This is a genomic window from Nocardia neocaledoniensis, assembly GCF_003182135.1.
Taxonomy (GTDB): domain Bacteria; phylum Actinomycetota; class Actinomycetes; order Mycobacteriales; family Mycobacteriaceae; genus Nocardia; species Nocardia neocaledoniensis.
In genome coordinates this window covers 100,386-120,776 of record NZ_QGTL01000009.1, presented here as the reverse complement: position 1 = coordinate 120,776, position 20,391 = coordinate 100,386, and the positions used below count along the sequence as shown (strand labels likewise).

The following is a 20,391-nucleotide window of genomic DNA, read 5'->3' as shown; positions in this document are numbered from 1 at the left end:
TTAGCGGCCCGCGCGCCGCCGGGTCAGCGACGACGCAGCAGGTAGACGTCCATGATCCAGCCCTTGGCTGCGCGCAGTTCCGCGCGGCGGGTGACGATCCGCTCGCCCACCTCGGCGAGCGGTCCCTCGATCAGGGTCTCGTCGGGCATGCCGAGGTAGGCGCCCCACCAGATGTGCACGTCGTCGGAGGGGATCTCGGTGAACGAGCAGTCGCCGTCGAGCATCACCACCGTCGAACCGGCGCCGAGCCCGTCCTCGCGCAGTCTGCGGCCGGTGGTGACGTGCACCGGCTCGCCGATCCGGTGCAGCACCATGCGGTGCCGGGCGGCCAGCGCGGCCACGCTGGTGACGCCGGGGATCACCTCGTAGTCGAACGCCCGCCCGCCCGCCAGCACCAGCTCGACCATGCGCAGCGTGCTGTCGTAGAGCGCCGGATCACCCCACACCAGGATCGCGCCGGTCCCGTCGACCTCGTCGAAGGCGGCGCCGAGCAGTTCGGCGCGGCGTTCGTGCCAGTCCCGCACCACGCCCGCGTAGTCGTCGGGGGTGCGCTCGCGCGGTGGATCGGTGATCTCGATGATCCGGTGCGGCCCCGCGACGTGCTCGGCCAGGATCGAGGTGCGCACCTCGACCAGTTCCCGCTTCTCGTCGCCCTTGCCGATGACGAAGAAGGCGTCGGCCGCTCGCATGGCCTTGACCGCCTGCATCGTCACCTGGTCGGGGTCGCCGGCGCCGATGCCGATCACGTAGAGCTTGCGCATACGCGGAGAGCTTGCCAGGTGCCGTGCACCGTAGAATCGCCAGGCGTGGCCACCCCTGATACGCAGTACGAGGATCTGCTCCGGACCGTGCTCGAGCGCGGCACGCCCAAAGCCGATCGGACCGGCACCGGAACCCGCAGCATCTTCGGTCATCAGCTGCGCTACGACCTGGCCGAGAGCTTCCCGCTGATCACCACCAAGCGGGTCCATCTCAAGTCCATCGTCTACGAGCTGCTGTGGTTCCTGCGCGGCGACTCGAACGTGTCCTGGCTGCGCGAGCACGGGGTCACCATCTGGGACGAGTGGGCCGATCAGCACGGTGAGCTCGGTCCGGTCTACGGCGTGCAGTGGCGTTCGTGGCCCACCCCCGACGGCACCCATATCGACCAGATCAGCCAGGTCCTGCACACCCTGCGCACCGACCCGGACTCGCGCCGGATGATCGTCTCGGCCTGGAACGTGGCCGAGCTGGACAAGATGGCGCTCGCCCCGTGCCACGCGTTCTTCCAGTTCTACGTGGCCGACGGCAAGCTCTCCTGCCAGCTCTACCAGCGCAGCGCCGACCTGTTCCTCGGCGTGCCGTTCAACATCGCCAGCTACGCCCTGCTCACGCTGATGGTGGCCCAGCAGACCGAGCTGGAACCGGGCGAGTTCATCTGGACCGGTGGTGACGTGCACATCTACGACAACCACGTCGACCAGGTGCGCGAGCAGCTCGGCCGCGAGCCGTACCCGTTCCCGACGATGCACCTGCGCCCGGCGACGAGCCTGTTCGACTACGTCTACGAAGACGTCGAGATCAGCGACTACCGTCACCACCCGGCCATCAAAGCACCGGTGGCGGTGTGAGTCGCGAGATCGCCCTGATCTGGGCGCAGGCCGCGAACGGGGTGATCGGGGTCGACAACACGATCCCCTGGCGCGTCCCCGAGGACATGGCCAACTTCAAGGACGTGACCATGGGGCACCCGGTGATCATGGGCAGGCGCACCTGGGATTCGCTGCCCGCGTCGTTCCGTCCACTGGTCGGCCGCCGCAACATCGTGGTCACCCGGCAGCCTGATTGGTCCGCCGAGGGCGCCGAGCGGGCCGCCTCGCTGCCCGACGCGCTGACCCTCGCCGGCGAGGTCGACGTCTGGATCGCCGGCGGCGGCCAGATCTACCGCGAAGCCCTGCCGCTGGCGACAACACTGCTGGTCACCGAGGTCGACACGACCGTCGCCGGCGACGCGTTCGCACCGGCGATCGGGCCGGAGTGGCAGGCCGACGACACGCCGTGGCGCGACTCGAAAACCGGCCTCCGCTACCGCATTCGCCGCTACGTCAGGGCCTGACAACGCCTGGCTAACGGTCGGGGCAAAACGCCCGACCGCGGGCGGGGTCTCGGGCATACTCACCGATACCAGCCCCGCGAGAAGCCTGCGAAAGGCGCGATGTCATGGACAAGAAATCGCTGACCGCGGTGGCCCGTCAACAGCTGAAGCTGGCGGCCACCTCCACGAGCGGCCGGAGTTCGCAGACCGTGATCGGCGGCCACACCCATGCGCTGCGCCAGACCGTCGTCGCGCTCACCGAGGGTCAGAGCCTGGCCGAGCACGACAACAACGGCGACGCCACGATCCAGGTCCTCAGCGGCACCCTGGTGCTGATCGCGGGCACCGACGAGTGGAAGGGTTCGGCGGGCGATCTCATCGTCGTCCCGCGCGCCCGGCACAGCGTCAAGGCGCTCGACGACGTGGCGTTTCTGCTGAGCGTCGCGAAGTAGGACGGGTCACTCGGTCGCTGACACGCCCGGCGCGGCGCGACCGTGTCGGTGCGGCGCTCTACTCTGGACGCCATGGGTGAGCCACAGCCGATCCTCGATCCACTCACGCCCGCCGCCATCTTCCTGGTCGCCACCATCGACGAGGGCGGTGAGGCGACAGTGCGCGACCTGCTCGCCGACATCTCCGGCCTGCGCCGGTCCATCGGGTTCCGGGTGCCCGGTGAGGGCCTGACCTGTGTCACCTCGATCGGCTCCGCGGCCTGGGACCGGCTCTTCGTCGGCCCCAAACCCGCTGAGCTGCACGAGTTCCCGGGCTACAACGGCCCCATCCACAGCGCGCCCGCCACGCCCGGCGACCTGCTCTTCCACATCAGGGCCGAGACCCAGGGCCCGTGCTTCGAACTGGCCATGGTGATCGGTGAGCGGCTGCGCGGCGCGGCCACGATCGTCGACGAGACCGTCGGCTTCCGCTATTTCGAACAGCGCGATCTGCTCGGCTTCGTCGACGGCACCGAGAATCCCGAGGGCAAGGCCGCGGCCTCGGCGGCCCTGATCGGCGACGAGGATCCCGAATTCACCGGCGGCAGCTACGTGATCGTGCAGAAGTACACGCATCCGCTCGACCAGTGGAACGCGCTGTCGATCGAGGAGCAGGAGCGCGTGATCGGCCGCACCAAGCTCGCCGACTACGAACTGCCCGACGACGTGAAGCCGGCCGACTCGCACGTCGCCGTCAACACCCTGGTCGATCCCGATGGCACCGAGCGCCAGATCATGCGCGCCAACATGCCCTTCGGCACCATCGGCACCGGCGAGTTCGGCACGTACTACATCGCCTACGCCGCCACCCCGAGCGTCACCGAGCGCATGCTCGAGCGCATGTTCCTCGGCACCGAGGAGGCCGCCTACGACCGCATCCTCGACTTCTCCTTCGCGGTCACCGGCACCCTGTTCTTCACCCCCACCGTCGATTTCCTCGACGACCTGCCCGACGCACCCGAATCCGTCGCCACCGAAGAAGAGTCCGATTCCCTGCCCGAATTCGCCCCGGTGGAGCAGGCGAACGCCGCGGCGGCCGACTCCGACGGCTCACTCGCCATCGGCACGATGAAAAGGAGTATGTGAATGAACAACCTGCATCGCGAACTCGCGCCGATCAGCGGCGAGGCCTGGGCCCAGATCGAGGAGGAGGCCACCCGCACGTTCAAGCGCAACATCGCGGGCCGTCGCGTCGTCGACCTGTCCGGCCCGCACGGCGTCGCCTACTCGGCGCTCAACCGCGGCAGGCTCACCTCGATCTCCTCTCCCGACGAGGGCGTCGTGGCCCATCAGCGCGTGGTTCAGCCGCTGGTCGAACTCCGCGTGCCGTTCACGCTGAAACGCTCCGAACTCGACGACATCGAGCGCGGCGCGCCCGACGCCGACCTGGACAACCTCAAGGACGCGGCGCAGAAGATCGCCTTCGCCGAGGACCGCGCCATCTTCGAGAGCTACGCGGCCGCGGGCATCACCGGTATCCGCGCCGCGGCGTCCAACGCCCCGGTCGAGCTGCCGAGCAATGTCGTCGACATTCCCGACGCCATCTCGCACGCGCTCACCGGTCTGCGGCTGGCCGGTGTGCAGGGCCCGTACTCGGTGGTGCTCAGCGCCGAGCTGTACACCCAGGTCAGTGAGACCTCCGACCACGGCCATCCGATCCGCACCCACATCGAGCGGCTGATCGACGGGGAGATCATCTGGGCGCCCGCGATCACCGGCGGCTTCGCGCTCACCACCCGCGGCGGCGATTTCGAGCTCGCGGTGGGGCAGGACCTGTCGATCGGCTACCTCAGCCACGACGCCGACACCGTCAAGCTCTACTTCCAGGAGACCTTCACCTTCCTGGTGGAGACCTCGGAGGCGGCGGTATCGCTCGGGTCGTGAGCCCACCCGGCGCTAAGGTGGGCCGCGAGTCGTCGAGAAGGAGGTCCGCATGGCCACCGTGCGCGCCGGTGTCGTGCCCGCTGCCCGCAGCCTGTTCTACTGCCTGATCGGCGTGCTGGTCACCACGGGCATCGTCGGGTTGTTCCTGGCGATGTTCGGGGTGAACCGGGTCGTCACCGGGTTCCTGGTCGGCGCGATCGCGGGTGTCGCGGCCGGCGTGGCGCTGTTCGTGCGCGATGTCGTCGAGCTCACCGAGCACGCCATCTACGCCAGGACCCCGTTCCGGGCGGCGACCGTGCCGTGGGACAGCGTGGTCGCGGGCCGCTTCACCCTCGACGAGCGCTCCCGCTGGTCCCTCGCCCTCGACCTGACCGGCGCGGGTTCCGACGAACTGGTCCTGCTCTCGATTCCGCCGGTGGTGCGCCCGGTGTCGGGCGCCTACGACATGCGCAAACGCGAACAGGTGAGCGAGATCCGGGAGATGTTGCGCGCCAAACGGATTCCGATCACCGTGCTCCCCGAGATCGCGGGCGCGCTCAACCAGCACTGGCAGATCGCCCCGCCGACGTCACGCTGAGACGCGCTGCACGCTCGACTCGGTCCGGAAGCCGCGCCGGTAGTCGGAGGGCGACACCCCGAGCCGGGCGATGAAGGTCCGGCGCAGTGCCTCGGCGCTGGCGAACCCGGCCTCGGCGGCCGCCCGGCTCACCGAGCTGCCTGCCTCCAGCGCGGCGCGGGCCAGATCGAAGCGCACGCCCGCCGCGTACTCGGCCGGGCTCAGGCCCACTTCCTCGGCGAAGAGCCGGGTGAGGTGGCGCGGACTCACGTTCACGTGCCGCGCCAGCTCCTGCACGCTGTAGCGCTTCGCCGGGTCCGCGGCGATCAGATCGGTCACCGCGCGCACCGGGCCCGGCGGCAAGGCGGCGGCACGCAGCGGGGTGGAGAACTGTGTCTGGCCGCCGGAACGCTGCAGGTAGACCAGCAGGCCCTGGGCGACCTGACGCGCGATGGAACTGCCCAGATCCTCGGCCACCAACGCGAGCGCGAGATCGATCCCCGCGGCCACACCCGCGGACGTCGCGACAGCACTGTCCCGCACGAAGATCCGGTCGGCCTGCACGTCGACGCGCGGGTACCGGCGGGCGAGCTCGGGCGCGAACTTCCAGTGCGTGGTCGCACTGCGACCGTCCAGCAGGCCCAGCTCGGCGAGTACGAAGGCACCGCTGCAGATCGACACGACCCGCCGACTGCGGGCCGCGAGCAGGCGCGCGGACTCGACCAGATCCGGCTGGACGAAGTCGCTGGGACACACCTCGCTGCCCGGCACGACGAGCGTGTCCAACGGGGGCGCGTCGGCCGCGGCCGCAGTCACGGCAACCCCGGGGCCCACCGAGCTCTGGACGGGCGAACCGGTCGGTGACAACAGCATCACCTCGTAGGCGTCGGCGAATTGGTTGGCTTCGATGAAGACCTCCGCCGGACCCACGTAGTCGAGCGCTTTGACCCCGTCGAACAGGAGAAACCCGATACGCCGTGTCGCACTGGATGCGGTGTGGCGGAAACGATCCGGGGCGGCAGACATGCCCTCGAATCTACTGCTTGTCCGAAATGGCGGGATGCGCGGCCGTTGCGGTAGGCGACAACGAGCGCGTACCCGACAACTATGGGCAACCTATCCGTTCGCCGCTTTTCGACAGGAGCGCCATGTCCTTCTTCACCACCTCCGACGGCACCGAGATCTACTACTCCGACTGGGGCACCGGCCGGCCTGTCGTCTTCAGCCACGGCTGGCCGCTCAGCTCCGACGCCTGGGCGCTCGAGCGCAAGACCCTCGCCGACGCCGGCTACCGCGTCATCGCCCACGACCGCCGCGGGCACGGGCGCTCGTCGCAGCCGTGGCAGGGCAACGACATGGACACCTACGCGCGTGACCTCGCCGAGCTCATCGAAGCGCTCGACCTGCGCGATGTCGTCGTGATCGGCCACTCGACCGGCGGCGGCGAGGTCGTTCGCTACGCCGCTCAGCACGGCAAGGACCGGGTCGCCAAGGTCGTCACCATCGGCGCGGTGCCGCCGATCATGGTCGCCACCGAGGCCAACCCGGACGGGCTGCCGATGGAGGTGTTCGACAACATCCGCGCCGGCGTGCTGGCCGACCGCTCGAACTTCTACCAGGAGCTCGCCCCCTCGTTCTTCGGCTTCAACCGTGAGGGCGCGGCGGTCTCGAAGGGCGCGCAGGACGACTTCTGGCGTCAGGGCATGCTCGCGGGCATCCAGGCCGCCTACGAGTGCGTCGCCGCGTTCTCGGCGACCGACTTCACCGAGGATCTGCGGGCGCTCGAGGTGCCGATCTTCATCGCCCACGGCGACGACGACCAGATCGTGCCCATCGCGGATTCGGCGCTGAAGGCGATCGAGCTCGTCAAGGACGGGACCCTCAAGGTGTATCCGGGCGCCCCGCACGGCATCTTCGGCGCCTACCAGCAGGAACTCATCGCCGACATCCTCGCGTTCATCGCGGACTGAGCGAGCACGACGGCACTGCTCACGCGGACTCGGGGAGTTCTCCCAGCCGGGTGAGCAGTGCCTCGGCCTCGGCGCGGACCGCGCCGAGGTCACCGGGGTGGCCGACGATGCGCAGGATCGCGTCCGGGATCAGGTGCTCGGTGTCGGGGTCGGCGGAGCCCGCGTCGGAGCGGATGCCGATCACCGTCTCGACCAGCCGGAACGGCAGGATCTTCGCATCATCGGGTCGCCCTGCCGCCGTGGCGGATTCGGCGGCGAGGCGTTCGTAGTGCTCGCGCAGCTCGTCGCGGTGGCGACGGAAGGCGGCGAAGCGTTCGGTGCGCAGCTCGGGCAGCAGGTAGAGCGCGCCGAGGTTCCAGCGGGCGGCGCGGAGCTGGCGGACGTCGAACAGGGCCAGGGCGTAGAGCTTGGTGACGGCGGCCTCGGGCTCGCCGGTCATGCGCTGCGCCAGGGCGGCCGGGCCCGCGATGGTCTGGGCGAGCAGCGCGTCGAGGATGTCGTCCTTGGCGGCGAAGTGGTGATACAGCGAGGCCTGCCGGATGCCGACCGCGTCGGCCACCGCGCGGGTGGAGGTGTTGGCGTAGCCCTTGGTGGTGAACAGCTCCGCCGCCGCGTCGAGGATCTCCGCGCGCGGCGTGGTCCCCTGCCTGCGCCGCTGTGTCAGCCGGGGACGCCCGGGCCCGAGGTTTGCCACGCCCCGATTCTGTCATCGGACGCCGGCCAGGCCGGAAGCGGGCGGCTCACCAGCGCGGATGCCGCGCGGTCGCATTCCTGTCACTTGATAGAAACGTCGGCAACGCAGAAGTTACCGCGGGCCCCACACTCGATACACGCAGGACACCGTTCGAGCGATCGCGAGCGCAAAACTATCGACTGATAGATATTTGGCCGCACCGCCGAAGGACACCGACATGGCCGCGACTCTCGACTCCCCCGCTGCTCCCCCCGAAACCGCCCGCGACAGCGCCGATCTGGCCGCCTTCGGCTACCAGCCGGTCTTGCATCGCAAACTGGGCCGCTATGCCTCGTTCGCGGCGGGCTTCTCGTTCGTCTCCATCCTCACCACGATCTTCCAGTTCTTCGGCTTCGGCTATTCGTTCGGCGGCGCCGCGTTCTTCTGGACCTGGCCGCTGGTCTTCGCCGGACAGTTCCTCGTCGCGCTGAACTTCGCGGAACTGGCCGCCCGGTACCCGATCTCCGGCTGTATCTACCAGTGGTCACGGCGCCTGGCGGGCGGGCTGGTCGGCTGGTTCGCCGGGTGGATGATGGTGATCGCGCAGATCGTCACCGCCGCCGCGGCGGCCATCGCCCTGCAGGTGGTGCTGCCGACGATCTGGAGCGGATTCCAGGTCATCGGCACCGACACCGCGCTCACCTCCCGTGACGGCGCGATGAACGCGGTCCTGCTCGGCAGCCTGCTGCTGGTCGTGACCACCACGATCAATGTGATCGGCATCGACCTGATGGCGCGGATCAACTCGATCGGCGTCACCATCGAGATCATCGGCGTGCTGGCGATCATCGCGCTGTTCTTCACCGGCGCCGAACGCGGCCCCGACGTGGTACTGAACACCGAGCAGGCCACGCCAGGCCCGTACTGGGCGGCGTTCCTGGTCTCCGGCCTGATGGCCGCGTACGTGATGGTCGGATTCGATTCCGCCGGTGAGCTTTCCGAGGAGACCAAGAACCCGCGCCGGGTGGCGCCGCGCACCATCCTGCTGGCGCTGTCGGTGTCGGCGCTGGGCGGCGGGCTCATGCTGATCGGCGCGCTGATGGCCGCGCCCAGCCTGTCCGACGGCGAATTGGCCTCGGGTGGACTGGCATACGTGATCATGGCGAAGCTGAACAGCCCCGCCGGGTCGGTGCTGCTCGGCTGCGTCGCGGTGGCGGTGATCGTGTGCACGCTGGCCATCCAGACCGCGGGCTCGCGCCTGATGTTCTCGATGGCCCGCGACGGCAAGCTGCCGTTCGCGAAGGCGCTCTCCACCGTGCACCCCCGCTTCGGCACCCCGGTGTGGCCCGCCGTGGTGATCGGCGCGCTCGGGATCGGACTGCTCGTACTGAACCTGGGCAACCCGGCCATATTCGCCACCCTGGCCAGCGTCTGCATCGTCAGCCTGTACCTGGCTTATCTGCTGGTCACCGTGCCGCTGCTGGTGCGCAGGGTCAAGGGCCTGCCCGCGCCGGAGGACGCCTCGCTGTTCACCCTCGGTCGCTGGGGCATCCCGATCAACGCCCTCGCCGTGGTGTGGGGCATCGCGATGGTGATCAATCTGGCCTGGCCGCGCCCCGAGGTGTACACCCCGGCCGGCGGGAGCTGGTGGCAGCTGTGGGCCGGCCCGCTGTCGGTCGCGGTGATCCTGACCGCCGGCGCGATCGTCTACCGCTTCGTGGTCGCCCGGCCCGCGGTCACCGAACCGGCCGCCCTGGAGCCCGCCACGGCGTGAGGCCGCCGCGGGGGCGCACCGGAGCGCCCCCGCCAGGTCTTCCGAGGACCACCCCGACCAAGCCCTCGGTCGCCGAGACGAACCGCGACGCGCCACCCGCGGACGACCCCGGCGACCACACCCAGCTCGCGACCGAGCCGGGTTCCGCCCCTGATCCACCACTCGCCGAGGAGATACCGATGACGAGTACCCAGTCCACCGACGGTGCCCGCGCCCACGCGCGCGCCCAGGCCGCGGCCGCCACGATCGCCCGCCCCGACACTCCTGCCGATATCGATCCGGCCGCGATCGTTTTCGCGCAACGGATTCCCGCGGGCGGCTACGCGAATGTGGTGCTGGGACGCGGCACCCGGGTGCGGCTGGCCGACCCCACCGGCGCCGGCGGCGCGCATCTGTTCCTGCTCCGGGCCGAATCCCCCTGGGAGCGGCTGAATGTCGCCGATACCGTGAAGGTGCCGTGGCAGGCGTACCTGGGCGTCGGGCATCCGCTGCTCTCGGATCAGGGCCGGGTTCTCGCGACGGTGGTGGCCGATTCGTCCGGGCGGCACGACACGCTGTGCGGGCCGACGCCCGCCGGTCGCCGGCAACTGCACCTGGCCGGTGCCAAGCAGGGCATGGAGCCGCGCGATATCGGCCCGTCCATCGGGTTGTTCCGCGGGGTGAGGGTGGAGCCGGACGGCACGCTCACTCCCACCGGCAACGCCCCCGCCGGGGCCGCCGTCGACCTGCTGATCCACCTGCCGGTGACGCTCCTGGTCGCCAACGCGGCGCATCCGCTCGACGACCGGCCCACCGGCGACCTCGACCTGCTCGCCTGGTCGGCGCCGGGTGATCGCGCCGCCAACGACGATCCCGAATACCTACGCGCACTGGACAACACCGAAGCCGCCTGGGCGGCCGCGCAGACCACGGAGGTTCTGGCATGACCACGGCGACCACCCGTACCGTCGTCCTCGACGAGACCGTCCCCGCCAACGCGCCCTGGTCGGCTGTCGTGCGCGCGGGCGATCAGCTCGAGATCATCGACCTGCACGGCAACCAGGCCGTCGACTGCCTGCTCTACTCGGCCGCCGACCACACCGACCGCTACAGCGCGCAGGCCACCGTCGCCGCCCAGCGCAACATCTTCCTCACCACGGGCAGTGTGTTGCGCACCGAGGCGGGCACCCCGTTGATGACGGTCGTCGCCGACGAGGTCGGCAATCACGACACCATCGCCGGGGCCTGCTCGCAGGAATCCAACACCCTGCGCTACGGCCACCACACCCGTCATCAGCACGCCTGCGTGGAGAACTTCCTCACCGCAGCGCTCGAATGGGGCTTGGGCAAGCGGGATCTCGTGTCGAACATCAACTGGTTCATGAACGTGCCGGTGGAGGCCGACGGCACGCTCGGCATCGTCGACGGGCTGTCCGCGCCCGGCAAGAAGGTCACCCTGCGGGCCGAGATCGACACGCTCGTGCTGGTCTCCAACTGCCCGCAGATCAACAACCCGTGCAACGGTTTCGAGCCGACGCCCGTCCGCATGGTGGTGACGCGATGAGCCTCGTGGACACGCAGGTCGCCGCGACCGCGCGGCCGGAAGTCCGATCGGATTCCACAGCCGTCATCCCGAAGCCCGCGCCCGGCGTCGGTCGCACGATCGCCGGGCCGGGTCCCGGCGCAACCGCCGAGACCTCAGCCGCGGCCGAGCCGACCGGCGCAGCGACCGAGCCCACGCGCGTCGTGGAGGTCATCCGCCCCGGAATGCAGACGACCGTGCAGGACTGGCCGGGCCGAATCGGCTACTGGCACATCGGCGTTCCGCCCTCGGGCCCGATGGACGATCTGTCCTTCCGGCTGGGAAACCGGATACTCGGCAACCCGGAGGGCGCCGCGGGTCTCGAATGCACGCTGGGTGGCCCGGCGCTGCGGTTCGGCGAGCCGACGTGGGTGTGTGTCACCGGCGCGGTCGCCGACGTCCGCGTGGACGGCGTTCCGGTCGAGCAGTGGCGCACCGTGGCGGTCCCGGCCGGTGGCCTCCTCGATGTCGGCGCGATCCGCGGGCCGGGGATGCGCACCTACGTCCTCGTGTCCGGCGGCATCGACGTCGAACGATTCCTCGGCAGCGCGGCGACCTTCACGCTGGGCAAGTTCGGCGGCGGCACCGGCGCGGCGCTGCGCGCGGGCGACTCGCTCACACTCGGCGGGCCGTCCACTCGCCTCGCCGCCGCCGTCCCGATGAGCGACATCCCGTCCTTCGGGCATCGCTGGGAACTCGCGGTCACCGAGGGACCACACGGCGCACCGGAGTTCTTCACCCGCAAGGACTTCGACACCATCATCGGCACCGACTACGAGGTCCACTTCAATTCCGATCGCACCGGCGTCCGGCTGATCGGCCCGAAGCCGGAGTGGGCGCGCACCGACGGTGGCGAGGCAGGTCTGCACCCGTCGAACATCCACGACAACGCCTATTCGATCGGCGCCCTCGACTTCACGGGCGACACCCCGATCCTGCTCGGACCCGACGGCCCCAGCCTCGGCGGATTCGTGTGCCCGGTGACGGTGGTCGCGGCCGACCGCTGGAAGCTGGGACAACTCACCCCCGGCGACAAGGTCCGCTTCGTGCCCGTCCGGTCCGAACACGCCGCGCCCGCCAGCGAACTCGGCCCACGACGACGCGCCTCGTTCGGCACCGTCCTGTCCGCGGGCCGCGACGCGGACGACGGCATCCTGCGCCGCACCGCCGTCGACGACGAAACCGGCGTCACCTACCGCAGGCAGGGCGATGACGGTGTGCTGGTCGAATACGGCACGCTCACTTTGGATCTCGGCCTCCGGGCGCGCGTGCACGCGCTGCACCAGCACCTGATCGCCCTGGGTCAGCGCGGCGTCGTCGAACTCACGCCGGGCATCCGGTCCTTGCAGATCCGGGTCGACCCCGCCGTCCTGCCGATCCCCCAGCTGCTCGATCTGCTCGCCGAAGCCGAAGCGCTACTGCCGGATTCCGATCAGCTGGTGGTGCCGAGCCGCACGGTCCACCTGCCGCTGTCCTGGGACGACCCGTCCACTCGCGAGGCCATCACGCGCTACATGCACGGTGTGCGCGCCGACGCGCCGTGGTGCCCGTGGAACATCGAGTTCATCCGCCGCATGAACGGCCTGGACGCCGTCGAGGACGTCTACCGCACGGTCTTCGAGGCCGAGTACCTGGTGCTCGGCCTCGGTGACGTCTATCTCGGCGCGCCCGTCGCCACGCCGACCGACCCCCGCCATCGCCTGGTCACCACCAAGTACAACCCCGCGCGCACCTGGACGCCGGAGAACGCCGTCGGCATCGGCGGCGCCTACCTGTGTATCTACGGCATGGAGGGCCCCGGCGGCTACCAGTTCGTCGGCCGCACCACCCAGGTGTGGAACCACCGCGCCAGGCCGACCGGCGCCGCGGGCCCCGGCGTCGACCGATTCGGCACCGACACGGAAACTCCCTGGCTGCTGCGCTATTTCGACCGCATCCGCTGGCACCCGGTCGAGGCCGACGAACTCCTCGACCTGCGCGCCGATTTCGCGGCGGGCAAGGTCGACGTCACGACCGAGGACGGCGAATTCCGTCTCGCCGACTACCGCCGCTTCCTCACCGACAACGCGACCTCCATCGCGGACTTCCGCGCCGTCCAGGCCGAAGCCTTCGCCGCCGAACGCCAATCCTGGCGCTCGGCAGGCGAACTCGCGGACTGATCAGCGCAGCGGGCGGAAGAACTCGCGCACGTCGGCGGTGAGCAGTTCGGGTTCTTCCAGCGCGGCGAAGTGCCCACCGCGGTCGACGTCGGTCCACCGCACGATGGTGTTCTCGGCCTCGTCGAACCGGCGGATCGCCACATCGTGGGCGAACACGATCACCCCGGTGGGCACGCCCGAGTTCGCGGCCACCGCACCCCACTGCGCCGGCTGGGCGTAGCCGACGTAGGCGGCCGAACCCGGTGTCGCGGTGAGCCAGTAGATCATCGCGTTGGTGAGCAGCCGGTCCCGGTCGACGATCTTGTCCGGAACGGTCGACCGGGGATGGGTCCACTCGCGGAACTTGTCCAGGATCCACGCCAGCTGCCCGATCGGCGAGTCGACCAGCCCGTAGGCGAGGGTCTGCGGGCGGGTCGACTGGATCGCGATGTAGCCGAACTCCTCGTTCATGAACGCCTCGATCCGGCGGATGCGGTCGCGCTCGAGCTCGGTGAGACTCGCCATCACGTCCGCGGGCAACGGCAACTGCGGAAACGATCCGCCGCCACCGTTGACGTGCACCCCGATCACCCGCTCCGGCGCCACCCGGCCGACCTCCGGGCTCACCGCCGCGCCGATGTCACCGCCCTGCACGCCGAACCGCTCGTACCCGAGCCGCGACATCAGCTCCACCCACGTCTCGGCGATCCGCCGCACCGTCCAGCCGGTCTCGGTGACCGGACCGGAGAAGCCGAACCCGGGCAGGGCGGGAATCACGACGTGGAAGGCGTCCCCCGGCTCGCCGCCGTGCGCGGCCGGATCGGTCAGCGGGCCGATGAGGTCGAGGAACTCCACCACCGAACCGGGCCAGCCGTGGGTGAGCAGCAACGGCACCGCGTTCGGCTCGGCGGAGCGCACATGCAGGAAGTAGATGGTCTGGCCGTCGATGACGGTGGTGAACTGGCCGAGCGCGTTGAGTGTCGCCTCCTGCGCGCGCCAGTCGTAGCCGGTGCGCCAGTAGTCCACCAGCTCACGCAGATAGCCGGTGGGCACGCCGGTGTCCCAGTCGTCGCCGGGCAGCGGCGCGGGCCAGCGCGCGTTGTCGAGCCGATAGCGCAGCTCGTCGAGCTGCTGTTGCGGGATGTCGAGTCGGAACCGCTGGATGTCGTCGCTCATGAATTCCACGATAGGAACCATTTAGGACAGCTTCGGCCCTAGCTGTGCGGCAGACTTTCGGCATGTTGGAAACATCGGCTCGACTGCTCCGTCTGCTCTCGCTGCTGCAGACACCGCGCGAGTGGACCGGCGCCGAACTGGCCCGGCGCCTCGAGGTCGACGCGCGCACGGTGCGCCGCGACATCGAGAAGCTGCGGGCACTCGGCTATCCGGTCGACGCGACACCCGGGGTCGCGGGCTATCGCCTGGGCGCCGGCGCGAAACTGCCGCCGCTGCTGCTCGACGACGACGAGGCCGTGGCGGTGGCGATCGGCCTGCGTACGGCGGCCGGTGGCAGCGTGGCCGGGATCGAGGACAGTTCACTGCGGGCGCTGACGAAGCTGGAGCAGGTGCTGCCGTCCCGGCTGCGGCACCGGATCAGCCTGCTGCACGCGGCCACGGTCTCGGTGCCCTCGGCGGCGGGACCCGTCGATCCCGATGTGCTCACCGCCGTCGCCGCCGCCATCCGCGACAGTCACCGTCTCCGCTTCGACTATCGAACCCACAGCGGCGCGACGACTGCACGCACCGTGGAGCCGCACCGGCTGGTCCACACCGGGCGGCACTGGTACCTGGTGGCCTGGGACGTCGATCGTGGCGACTGGCGGACGTACCGGGCCGACCGATTGACGCCGAGAACGCCGACCGGCCCACGCTTCACCCCGCGCGCGGATCCCGAGGATCTGGCCGGATTCGTCACCCATGGCGTCAGCACCGCGCCGTATCGCTACCAGGCGACCATCGTCCTCTCGGCGACGGCCGCGGTGGCCACCGACCGCATCGCCCCCACCGTCGGCGTGATCGAGCCGATCGACGACGAAACCTGCCTGCTCCGAACGGGTTCCCACGATCTGACCGAGCTGGCGATCTACGTGGCGTCCTTCGAGATCCCGTTCCGCGTACGGGAGCCACCGGAACTCGTCGACCGGCTGCGCGCACTGGCCGCCAGGTTCACCGAGGCGACCTAGGGCGCAGTTGTCAGCCGGCGACGGCGGCGACGGCCTCGATTTCGATGAGGGCCCCCTCGACGGCGAGGCCCGAGACGAAGGCGAAGGTGATGGCGGGCGGGTTGGGCATGTGACCCCAGGACGCGCCGAAGGCGGCGAAGCCCTCCTGCAGGCTCTCGCCCTCCTTGATGAGGAGGTTCCACTTCACCACGTCGCCGGGTTCGGCGCCCGCGGCCGCGAGACAGGCGCGCAGGTTGTCGAGGGTCTGCTTCACCTGCGAGGCGAGATCGGGTCCGACGACACGGCCGGTGGCGTCGACACCGTTCTGACCGCCGATGTAGACCAGGTCGGCGCCGGCCGGGACTCGGACGACCTGGGAGAAGGCCGGGTTGGTGTGCAGGGATTCGGGATTGAGATAGGTCGCGATTGCCATGGCCCTACCGTAACCAGTTAAACTGGTGTCATGCAAGGGCGAAAATCTCTCCCCCCGGCCGTACGGCGACGGTTCCAGACGGGACGCGTCTCGCTCGATCTCGTCCACACCGGCGGCGAGGGCGAGCTCGCCGTCTGGGAGATCGTGCACACCGCCGAGGACCTCGGGCACTGGCTCGGCGTCATCCTCGAGCTGCCCGACCTGCCCGCCGACGACGCCGACCTCGCCGCGTTCCATCGCCTCCGCAACGCGCTCTCCCGCGCGGCCTTCGGCGCGGCCGCTGGAATCCCCTTGGCGCCCAGCGATATCGACGCGATCAACGCGGCAGCGGCCGAACCGCCCCTGATCCCCCGCCTCAATCCCGACGGCACGCGCGACCATCCCGCCGCCACGGCCGGGGGCGCCCTGTCCACCCTGGCCCGCGACGCCATCGACCTGTTCGCGAGTCCGCTGGCCGCCCGCATCCGCGTCTGCGCTTCGGAGACCTGCGGACTCCTGTTCGTCGACGCGTCCAGGCCCGGCCGTCGCCGCTGGTGCTCGATGGACCGCTGCGGCAATATCGCCAAGGTCCGCAAGTACCGCGAGACCTAGCGCCTCAGGACGACTCGGCGATCGCGGTCGCCGACGGATTGGTGGCGTCGCGGATGACGCGGAGCCCGGTGACCAGGCCGTCGAGCTGCTCGGGAGTCAACAGTCCGGTGAGCCAGCGCTCCAGCGCGTCGAGATAGTCGGGGAGCACTTCTTCGAGCCGCTGGGCGCCCGCGTCGGTCAGCGCCGCGTAGGAACTGCGCCGGTCGGCAGGGTCGAGCACGCGCTCCACCAGACCCGCCGTGGCCAGCCGGTCGACCAGCCGGGTCACCCCACTGGTGGAGAGTTCGGTCTGCGTGGCCAGGTCGGTCATGCGCAGTCGGCGCTGCGGCGATCGACTCACCCGCAGCAGCGCGTTCAGATCCAGTCCGGACAACCCGTGCGCCTTCCACGTGGGCTCGAGCTTGGCGAGCAGCCCGCTGTGCGCCTCGAAGAGCAGGCCGGAGATCGTCAGCCGGTGGTCGTCGAACAGTTCGTGCACGGACATGACACTCACCCTAGCCGATATTTGCTACGCGGATAGTTGACACGAGGAATACCTTGGAGTAGATCTATGCATACGCAATATTCCTCACGGCAAATACTGGAGTGATCATGCAGGACAACACGTGGGTCGCCGCCTTCCGGACCGGTGTCATCGACCCGAACGAGCAGATCAAGCTCGCCGAATCGCGCGAGTTCGGCGACGAGACCGTGCGCCACGTCATCCACCTGGCGGGCGGTGGTGACGCGCTGCGCGTGCGGTTGACCAACCGCTACGGCACCGCTCCCCTGCGGATCGGGTCCGCCCGGATCGCGCGGCGCAAGGAGGGTTCGGCCCTCGTCGCCGACACCGATCACGTGATCACCGCGGGCGGCGCGGCCACGTTCACCATCGATCCGGGCGCCGAACTGGTGAGCGATCCGATCGACCTCGCGGTCACCGCGGGCGAGGACCTGCTGCTCAGCCTGTACCTGCCCACCGCGACCGGGCTCGCGACCTTCGCCCATCAGCCTGCCGAGATCGCCTATCTGGTCGACGGCGAGCGCACCGCCGACGTGGAACTCCTCGAGGCCCAAGAACTTCCGTACCGCTTCTTCGTCACGGGGATCGACGTGCTGGTCACCGACGTGCCGCCGATCGCGGTGGCCTTCGGCGACTCCTGGTTCGAGGGCGTCGGCACCACACTGAGCGCCAATCGGCGCTCGGTCGATGTGCTCAACTCCCGGCTCAACCGCGGCTGGGTGGTCAACAACGGCATCGCGGGCAACCGCCTGACCGCCGAGCAGATCGGCGAATCCGGGCTCGGCCGTTTCGATTCCGACGCCGTGCGCGTCCCCGGGGTCACCGATGTCCTGGTCAACTTCGGCATCAACGATCTGATCCTCGGCGCGATGGGCGGGCAGCCCTCGGCCACCGCGGCGGAACTGATCGCCGGCTTCACCGAGCTCGCGGACCGCGCGCACGCGGCCGGACTCCGCATCCACGCCGCCACCATCGGCCCGTACGCGGGCTGCGTCTACCCCGGCATGCCCCTGCTGGAAACCCAGCCGACCCGGCACGCGGTGAACGAATGGCTGCGCACCACCGAGGTTTTCGACTCGGTGTTCGACGTCGACCGCGCCGTCGCCGACCCGCGGCGCCCCGACTACATCCGCCCCGAATTCGACAGCGGCGACGGCATGCACCTCAACGACGCCGGCGCCGCAGCCATGGCCGCCACCGTCGATCTCACCGCGCTCTTCGGCTGAGCCGGTTCACGGCGCGGTGAGGACGGTCTTTCCGGAGGCGTGTCCGCGCGCGAAGGCCGCGACGGCTGCCGCGGTGTCGGACAGAGCGAATCGACGTTCGATGACCGGGCGCAGGCGCCCGTCGGCCGCGAGTCCCGCGAGGTAGTCGAGGTCGGCGGCCGCCGGTCGCATGAGCAGGGCTTTCAGGGTCTGGCCGACGAACAGGTTCGTGAGCGCGACCGCGCCGAGCCAGCGGACAGGGCCGAACCAGTTGTCACCGGGGGCAGCGGCGGAGGAGATGAAGACGCCGTCGGCGGTGAGAACGCGGCGGCACTCACCGAGGGTGCGGTTGCCCGCGAGGTCGAACACGACGTCGTATCGCGGCGCGGCGCGGATGAAATCGTCGACGGTGTAGTCGATCACCGTGTCCGCGCCGATGCCGCGGACCATGTCGACATGCCTGGTGCCGCAGACGGCAGTCACCTCGGCGCCGAGCACTTTCGCGATCTGCACGGCGAAGGTGCCGACGCCGCCTGACGCGCCATTGATCAGCACCCGTTGTCCCGCGGTCACTTCGCCGATATCGCGCAGTCCCTGCAACGCGGTCATGCCCGAGTCCGGGATGGACGCGGCCACGTCCAGGTCGAGACCGTCGGGGACACGGGCGAGGAATTCGGTGGCCGCGCAGGCGTATTCGGCGAAGGCGCCGCTGGGCACCACGCCGAAGACACGGTCGCCGACGGCGAATCCGGTGACCGCCGCGCCGACATCCACGATCTCTCCCGCGAGATTCTGGCCGATCACCGGCCGCTTGGGCCTGCGCAGGCCGAAGCCGAGCCGCAGCAGATACGGCGTGCCGGTGAGCAGGTGCAGGTCGCCGCTGCACAGCGATGCCGCGCGCACACGCACCACCACCTCCCGCTCCGCCGGGGTGGGGCGCGGCCGGATCTCGGGGCGGAGCACCTCGCTGCCGCCGTAGCGGGGTGCGGTCCATGCGGTCATCGAAGTGGTGTGCACGTCGGTCATGAGCGATCCTCGTCAGCCAGGCACTTACAGCGTAAGTATCTACCGCGTGACGGTACACTTACGCCGTAAGTAGGTCAAGGGAGGAACCGCCATGCCGTCGCGCACCCCACTCACCCGGGACCGGGTCCTGCGCGCCGCCGTCGAGCTCGCCGACGAGGACGGTCTCGACGCGCTGTCGATGCGCAAGCTGGCCAAAACGGTCGGCGTGGAGGCGATGTCGCTGTACAACCACGTGGCCAACAAGGACGATCTGCTCGACGGCCTCGTCGACCTGGTCGTGTCCGAGATCTACGTCCCCGCGCCGGGCGGGGACTGGCGGGCCGAGCTCCGCCGCCGCGCCACCTCAGCCCACGAGGTCCTGCTCCGTCACCGCTGGGCCACCGGCCTGCTCGGCTCGCGCGTCAACGTCGGACCGGCCATGCTCCGCTACGTCGACGCCACCCTCGGCTGCCTCGTCAGCGCCGGCTTCACCTACGAACAGGCCGACCGCGCCTGGAACGCCCTGGACTCCCACATCTACGGCTTCACCCTGCAGGCCATCAACTTTCCCCTCGAAGCCGCCGAATACGTCTCGGCCGCAACACGATTCCTCCCCCTGATCCCCCACGAGACCCACCCGCACATGCACACACTGGCCACCCAGGTGATCGCCGGAACGCACACCGGCACCGCCGATTTCACCTTCGGCCTCGACCTGCTCCTCGACGGCCTCGCCGACCTGCTCCGCCGAAACGGACAACCCTAACGCGGAAGCAGCTCACCCGGGTCGAAGGTCACCTCGAACGGAGCGCGCAGGGTGACCGGGGCGCCCGCCGACGCACGGCGGGTCAGTGCGTAATCCTCGTCGGTGTCCAGCGCGTAGGCGAACAGCACCGGCAGGTGTTCAGCGGCGAGCTGACTCTTGAAGGGGTTGATCTCGAAACGCCAGTAGGCCGGGATGTGCGCCTGGGCGTAGAGCACAGGTTTCACCATGCGGTCCTGCAGGGTGGTCGACTTCGAGACGACCTCGACGACCAATTCGACCTGGTCGACCGGAACTCCGCGCCCTTCCCAGTCGATGGGCCCCCTGGCCACCATCAGGTCGGGAATCGGCTCGTCGTCGCCGATGAGCACGCCCACACCATCCAGAACGACGTATCCGTCGGGGACGACCGCATCGAGAACGCGGCTCAACCGCTTGATCAGCCACTGATGCTTCGGCTTGGGCGCGGCGTTCACGACAAGCTGACCATTCAGCACCTCGTATCGCAGACCGTCATCGGGCATCCGATCGAGATCCGCGGCGGTCCAGCGGTCGGCACGGGGCAACGGCATCGCCATGCACACACCTCCGACCTCGTCGAACGCACCG

23 protein-coding genes are annotated in these 20,391 nt (G+C 69.7%); 15 read left to right on the top strand and 8 right to left on the bottom strand.

Going from position 1 to position 20,391, the window contains the following annotated elements:
• Positions 1–23: 23 nt before the first annotated feature.
• Entirely contained in the window at positions 24–761 is a 738-nt protein-coding gene (gene cobF, locus DFR69_RS22940; RefSeq protein ID WP_110039687.1) for a precorrin-6A synthase (deacetylating), read from the bottom strand.
• A 45-nt stretch (positions 762–806) separates the two neighbouring features.
• On the opposite strand from cobF, the gene DFR69_RS22935 reads away from it, so the two are divergent.
• The 6 genes from DFR69_RS22935 to DFR69_RS22910 all read left to right on the top strand — a co-directional run bounded on the left by DFR69_RS22935 (position 807) and on the right by DFR69_RS22910 (position 5,026).
• Positions 807–1,610: a thymidylate synthase gene (locus DFR69_RS22935; protein WP_110039686.1), complete on the top strand. Its 804-nt coding sequence runs from the start codon at positions 807–809 to the stop codon at positions 1,608–1,610.
• Positions 1,607–2,095, top strand: coding sequence for a dihydrofolate reductase (locus DFR69_RS22930; RefSeq protein ID WP_110039685.1), 489 nt, complete (start codon positions 1,607–1,609; stop codon positions 2,093–2,095). The genes DFR69_RS22935 and DFR69_RS22930 overlap by 4 nt, the downstream gene beginning before the upstream one ends.
• A 104-nt stretch (positions 2,096–2,199) precedes the next feature.
• Positions 2,200–2,526, top strand: coding sequence for a cupin domain-containing protein (locus DFR69_RS22925; protein ID WP_110039684.1), 327 nt, complete (start codon positions 2,200–2,202; stop codon positions 2,524–2,526).
• Between the two features lie 72 nt (positions 2,527–2,598).
• A complete protein-coding gene (locus DFR69_RS22920) occupies positions 2,599–3,651 on the top strand; it encodes a Dyp-type peroxidase (RefSeq protein WP_110039683.1) in 1,053 nt (350 codons plus the stop codon).
• Positions 3,652–4,449 (top strand): family 1 encapsulin nanocompartment shell protein, encoded by a 798-nt coding sequence (locus tag DFR69_RS22915; RefSeq protein WP_110039682.1) that lies wholly within the window; start codon positions 3,652–3,654, stop codon positions 4,447–4,449.
• A gap of 49 nt (positions 4,450–4,498) precedes the next feature.
• Positions 4,499–5,026 (top strand): hypothetical protein, encoded by a 528-nt coding sequence (locus DFR69_RS22910; RefSeq protein ID WP_110039681.1) that lies wholly within the window; start codon positions 4,499–4,501, stop codon positions 5,024–5,026.
• Here the strand turns inward: DFR69_RS22910 and DFR69_RS22905 are convergent.
• The gene (locus tag DFR69_RS22905; protein ID WP_110039680.1) at positions 5,018–6,031 is read right to left on the bottom strand and encodes a GlxA family transcriptional regulator; all 1,014 of its coding nucleotides are present in this window, start codon (positions 6,029–6,031) and stop codon (positions 5,018–5,020) included. The genes DFR69_RS22910 and DFR69_RS22905 overlap by 9 nt on opposite strands.
• A 122-nt stretch (positions 6,032–6,153) precedes the next feature.
• On the opposite strand from DFR69_RS22905, the gene DFR69_RS22900 reads away from it, so the two are divergent.
• Positions 6,154–6,975: an alpha/beta fold hydrolase gene (locus DFR69_RS22900; protein WP_110039679.1), complete on the top strand. Its 822-nt coding sequence runs from the start codon at positions 6,154–6,156 to the stop codon at positions 6,973–6,975.
• Between the two features lie 19 nt (positions 6,976–6,994).
• Here the strand turns inward: DFR69_RS22900 and DFR69_RS22895 are convergent, their stop codons facing one another.
• Positions 6,995–7,669, bottom strand: coding sequence for a TetR/AcrR family transcriptional regulator (locus tag DFR69_RS22895; RefSeq protein WP_110039678.1), 675 nt, complete (start codon positions 7,667–7,669; stop codon positions 6,995–6,997).
• A gap of 217 nt (positions 7,670–7,886) precedes the next feature.
• Between DFR69_RS22895 and DFR69_RS22890 the strand changes: the two genes are divergently transcribed.
• The 4 genes from DFR69_RS22890 (at position 7,887) to DFR69_RS22875 (ending at position 13,142) form a co-directional block, all read left to right on the top strand.
• The gene (locus DFR69_RS22890) at positions 7,887–9,422 is read left to right on the top strand and encodes an amino acid permease (protein ID WP_110039842.1); all 1,536 of its coding nucleotides are present in this window, start codon (positions 7,887–7,889) and stop codon (positions 9,420–9,422) included.
• Between the two features lie 179 nt (positions 9,423–9,601).
• Positions 9,602–10,348 carry a DUF1989 domain-containing protein gene (locus DFR69_RS22885; protein WP_110039841.1) on the top strand — a complete coding sequence of 249 codons (747 nt, stop codon included), beginning with the start codon at positions 9,602–9,604 and terminating at the stop codon, positions 10,346–10,348.
• Positions 10,345–10,965, top strand: a complete 621-nt coding sequence (locus DFR69_RS22880) for an urea amidolyase associated protein UAAP2 (protein ID WP_110039677.1) — start codon at positions 10,345–10,347, stop codon at positions 10,963–10,965. The genes DFR69_RS22885 and DFR69_RS22880 overlap by 4 nt, the downstream gene beginning before the upstream one ends.
• Positions 10,962–13,142 carry a 5-oxoprolinase/urea amidolyase family protein gene (locus DFR69_RS22875; RefSeq protein WP_261774398.1) on the top strand — a complete coding sequence of 727 codons (2,181 nt, stop codon included), beginning with the start codon at positions 10,962–10,964 and terminating at the stop codon, positions 13,140–13,142. The genes DFR69_RS22880 and DFR69_RS22875 overlap by 4 nt, the downstream gene beginning before the upstream one ends.
• Here DFR69_RS22875 and DFR69_RS22870 read toward each other — a convergent pair whose 3' ends face one another.
• Complete coding sequence (locus DFR69_RS22870) at positions 13,143–14,297, bottom strand: epoxide hydrolase family protein (RefSeq protein WP_110039840.1); 1,155 nt, start codon at positions 14,295–14,297, stop codon at positions 13,143–13,145. It lies immediately after the preceding gene.
• 62 nt (positions 14,298–14,359) lie between these two features.
• On the opposite strand from DFR69_RS22870, the gene DFR69_RS22865 reads away from it, so the two are divergent.
• Positions 14,360–15,304 (top strand): helix-turn-helix transcriptional regulator, encoded by a 945-nt coding sequence (locus DFR69_RS22865; RefSeq protein WP_110039676.1) that lies wholly within the window; start codon positions 14,360–14,362, stop codon positions 15,302–15,304.
• Positions 15,305–15,314: 10 nt separating this feature from the next.
• Here DFR69_RS22865 and DFR69_RS22860 read toward each other — a convergent pair whose 3' ends face one another.
• Complete coding sequence (locus DFR69_RS22860) at positions 15,315–15,716, bottom strand: RidA family protein (RefSeq protein ID WP_110039675.1); 402 nt, start codon at positions 15,714–15,716, stop codon at positions 15,315–15,317.
• 30 nt (positions 15,717–15,746) lie between these two features.
• Here DFR69_RS22860 and DFR69_RS22855 point away from each other — a divergent pair, with 30 nt between their 5' ends.
• Complete coding sequence (locus DFR69_RS22855; RefSeq protein WP_110039674.1) at positions 15,747–16,307, top strand: CGNR zinc finger domain-containing protein; 561 nt, start codon at positions 15,747–15,749, stop codon at positions 16,305–16,307.
• Between the two features lie 4 nt (positions 16,308–16,311).
• On the opposite strand, the gene DFR69_RS22850 is transcribed toward DFR69_RS22855, so the two are convergent.
• Entirely contained in the window at positions 16,312–16,791 is a 480-nt protein-coding gene (locus DFR69_RS22850) for a MarR family winged helix-turn-helix transcriptional regulator (RefSeq protein WP_110039673.1), read from the bottom strand.
• A 107-nt stretch (positions 16,792–16,898) separates the two neighbouring features.
• Here DFR69_RS22850 and DFR69_RS22845 point away from each other — a divergent pair, with 107 nt between their 5' ends.
• Positions 16,899–18,035, top strand: coding sequence for a GDSL-type esterase/lipase family protein (locus DFR69_RS22845; RefSeq protein WP_110039838.1), 1,137 nt, complete (start codon positions 16,899–16,901; stop codon positions 18,033–18,035).
• 6 nt (positions 18,036–18,041) lie between these two features.
• Here the strand turns inward: DFR69_RS22845 and DFR69_RS22840 are convergent, their stop codons facing one another.
• Entirely contained in the window at positions 18,042–19,040 is a 999-nt protein-coding gene (locus DFR69_RS22840) for an NAD(P)-dependent alcohol dehydrogenase (RefSeq protein WP_244198410.1), read from the bottom strand.
• Between the two features lie 91 nt (positions 19,041–19,131).
• Between DFR69_RS22840 and DFR69_RS22835 the strand changes: the two genes are divergently transcribed.
• On the top strand, positions 19,132–19,785 hold the full coding sequence (locus DFR69_RS22835) for a TetR/AcrR family transcriptional regulator C-terminal domain-containing protein (RefSeq protein WP_110039672.1): 654 nt from the start codon (positions 19,132–19,134) through the stop codon (positions 19,783–19,785).
• Here the strand turns inward: DFR69_RS22835 and DFR69_RS22830 are convergent.
• Complete coding sequence (locus DFR69_RS22830; RefSeq protein WP_110039671.1) at positions 19,782–20,360, bottom strand: Uma2 family endonuclease; 579 nt, start codon at positions 20,358–20,360, stop codon at positions 19,782–19,784. The two genes, DFR69_RS22835 and DFR69_RS22830, sit on opposite strands and share 4 nt — an antisense overlap.
• Between the last annotated feature and the right edge of the window lie 31 nt (positions 20,361–20,391).

Excerpts from the sequence above, each read along its gene's own strand:
- cobF (WP_110039687.1), bottom strand. The coding sequence starts at position 761 with ATGCGCAAGCTCTACGTGATCGGCATCGGCGCCGGCGACCCCGACCAG.
- DFR69_RS22925 (WP_110039684.1), top strand. The coding sequence starts at position 2,200 with ATGGACAAGAAATCGCTGACCGCGGTGGCCCGTCAACAGCTGAAGCTG.
- DFR69_RS22920 (WP_110039683.1), top strand. The coding sequence starts at position 2,599 with ATGGGTGAGCCACAGCCGATCCTCGATCCACTCACGCCCGCCGCCATC.
- DFR69_RS22915 (WP_110039682.1), top strand. The coding sequence starts at position 3,652 with ATGAACAACCTGCATCGCGAACTCGCGCCGATCAGCGGCGAGGCCTGG.
- DFR69_RS22910 (WP_110039681.1), top strand. The coding sequence starts at position 4,499 with ATGGCCACCGTGCGCGCCGGTGTCGTGCCCGCTGCCCGCAGCCTGTTC.
- DFR69_RS22905 (WP_110039680.1), bottom strand. The coding sequence starts at position 6,031 with ATGTCTGCCGCCCCGGATCGTTTCCGCCACACCGCATCCAGTGCGACA.
- DFR69_RS22900 (WP_110039679.1), top strand. The coding sequence starts at position 6,154 with ATGTCCTTCTTCACCACCTCCGACGGCACCGAGATCTACTACTCCGAC.
- DFR69_RS22890 (WP_110039842.1), top strand. The coding sequence starts at position 7,887 with ATGGCCGCGACTCTCGACTCCCCCGCTGCTCCCCCCGAAACCGCCCGC.
- DFR69_RS22885 (WP_110039841.1), top strand. The coding sequence starts at position 9,602 with ATGACGAGTACCCAGTCCACCGACGGTGCCCGCGCCCACGCGCGCGCC.
- DFR69_RS22880 (WP_110039677.1), top strand. The coding sequence starts at position 10,345 with ATGACCACGGCGACCACCCGTACCGTCGTCCTCGACGAGACCGTCCCC.
- DFR69_RS22875 (WP_261774398.1), top strand. The coding sequence starts at position 10,962 with ATGAGCCTCGTGGACACGCAGGTCGCCGCGACCGCGCGGCCGGAAGTC.
- DFR69_RS22870 (WP_110039840.1), bottom strand. The coding sequence starts at position 14,297 with ATGAGCGACGACATCCAGCGGTTCCGACTCGACATCCCGCAACAGCAG.
- DFR69_RS22865 (WP_110039676.1), top strand. The coding sequence starts at position 14,360 with ATGTTGGAAACATCGGCTCGACTGCTCCGTCTGCTCTCGCTGCTGCAG.
- DFR69_RS22860 (WP_110039675.1), bottom strand. The coding sequence starts at position 15,716 with ATGGCAATCGCGACCTATCTCAATCCCGAATCCCTGCACACCAACCCG.
- DFR69_RS22855 (WP_110039674.1), top strand. The coding sequence starts at position 15,747 with ATGCAAGGGCGAAAATCTCTCCCCCCGGCCGTACGGCGACGGTTCCAG.
- DFR69_RS22850 (WP_110039673.1), bottom strand. The coding sequence starts at position 16,791 with ATGTCCGTGCACGAACTGTTCGACGACCACCGGCTGACGATCTCCGGC.
- DFR69_RS22845 (WP_110039838.1), top strand. The coding sequence starts at position 16,899 with ATGCAGGACAACACGTGGGTCGCCGCCTTCCGGACCGGTGTCATCGAC.
- DFR69_RS22840 (WP_244198410.1), bottom strand. The coding sequence starts at position 19,040 with ATGACCGACGTGCACACCACTTCGATGACCGCATGGACCGCACCCCGC.
- DFR69_RS22835 (WP_110039672.1), top strand. The coding sequence starts at position 19,132 with ATGCCGTCGCGCACCCCACTCACCCGGGACCGGGTCCTGCGCGCCGCC.
- DFR69_RS22830 (WP_110039671.1), bottom strand. The coding sequence starts at position 20,360 with ATGGCGATGCCGTTGCCCCGTGCCGACCGCTGGACCGCCGCGGATCTC.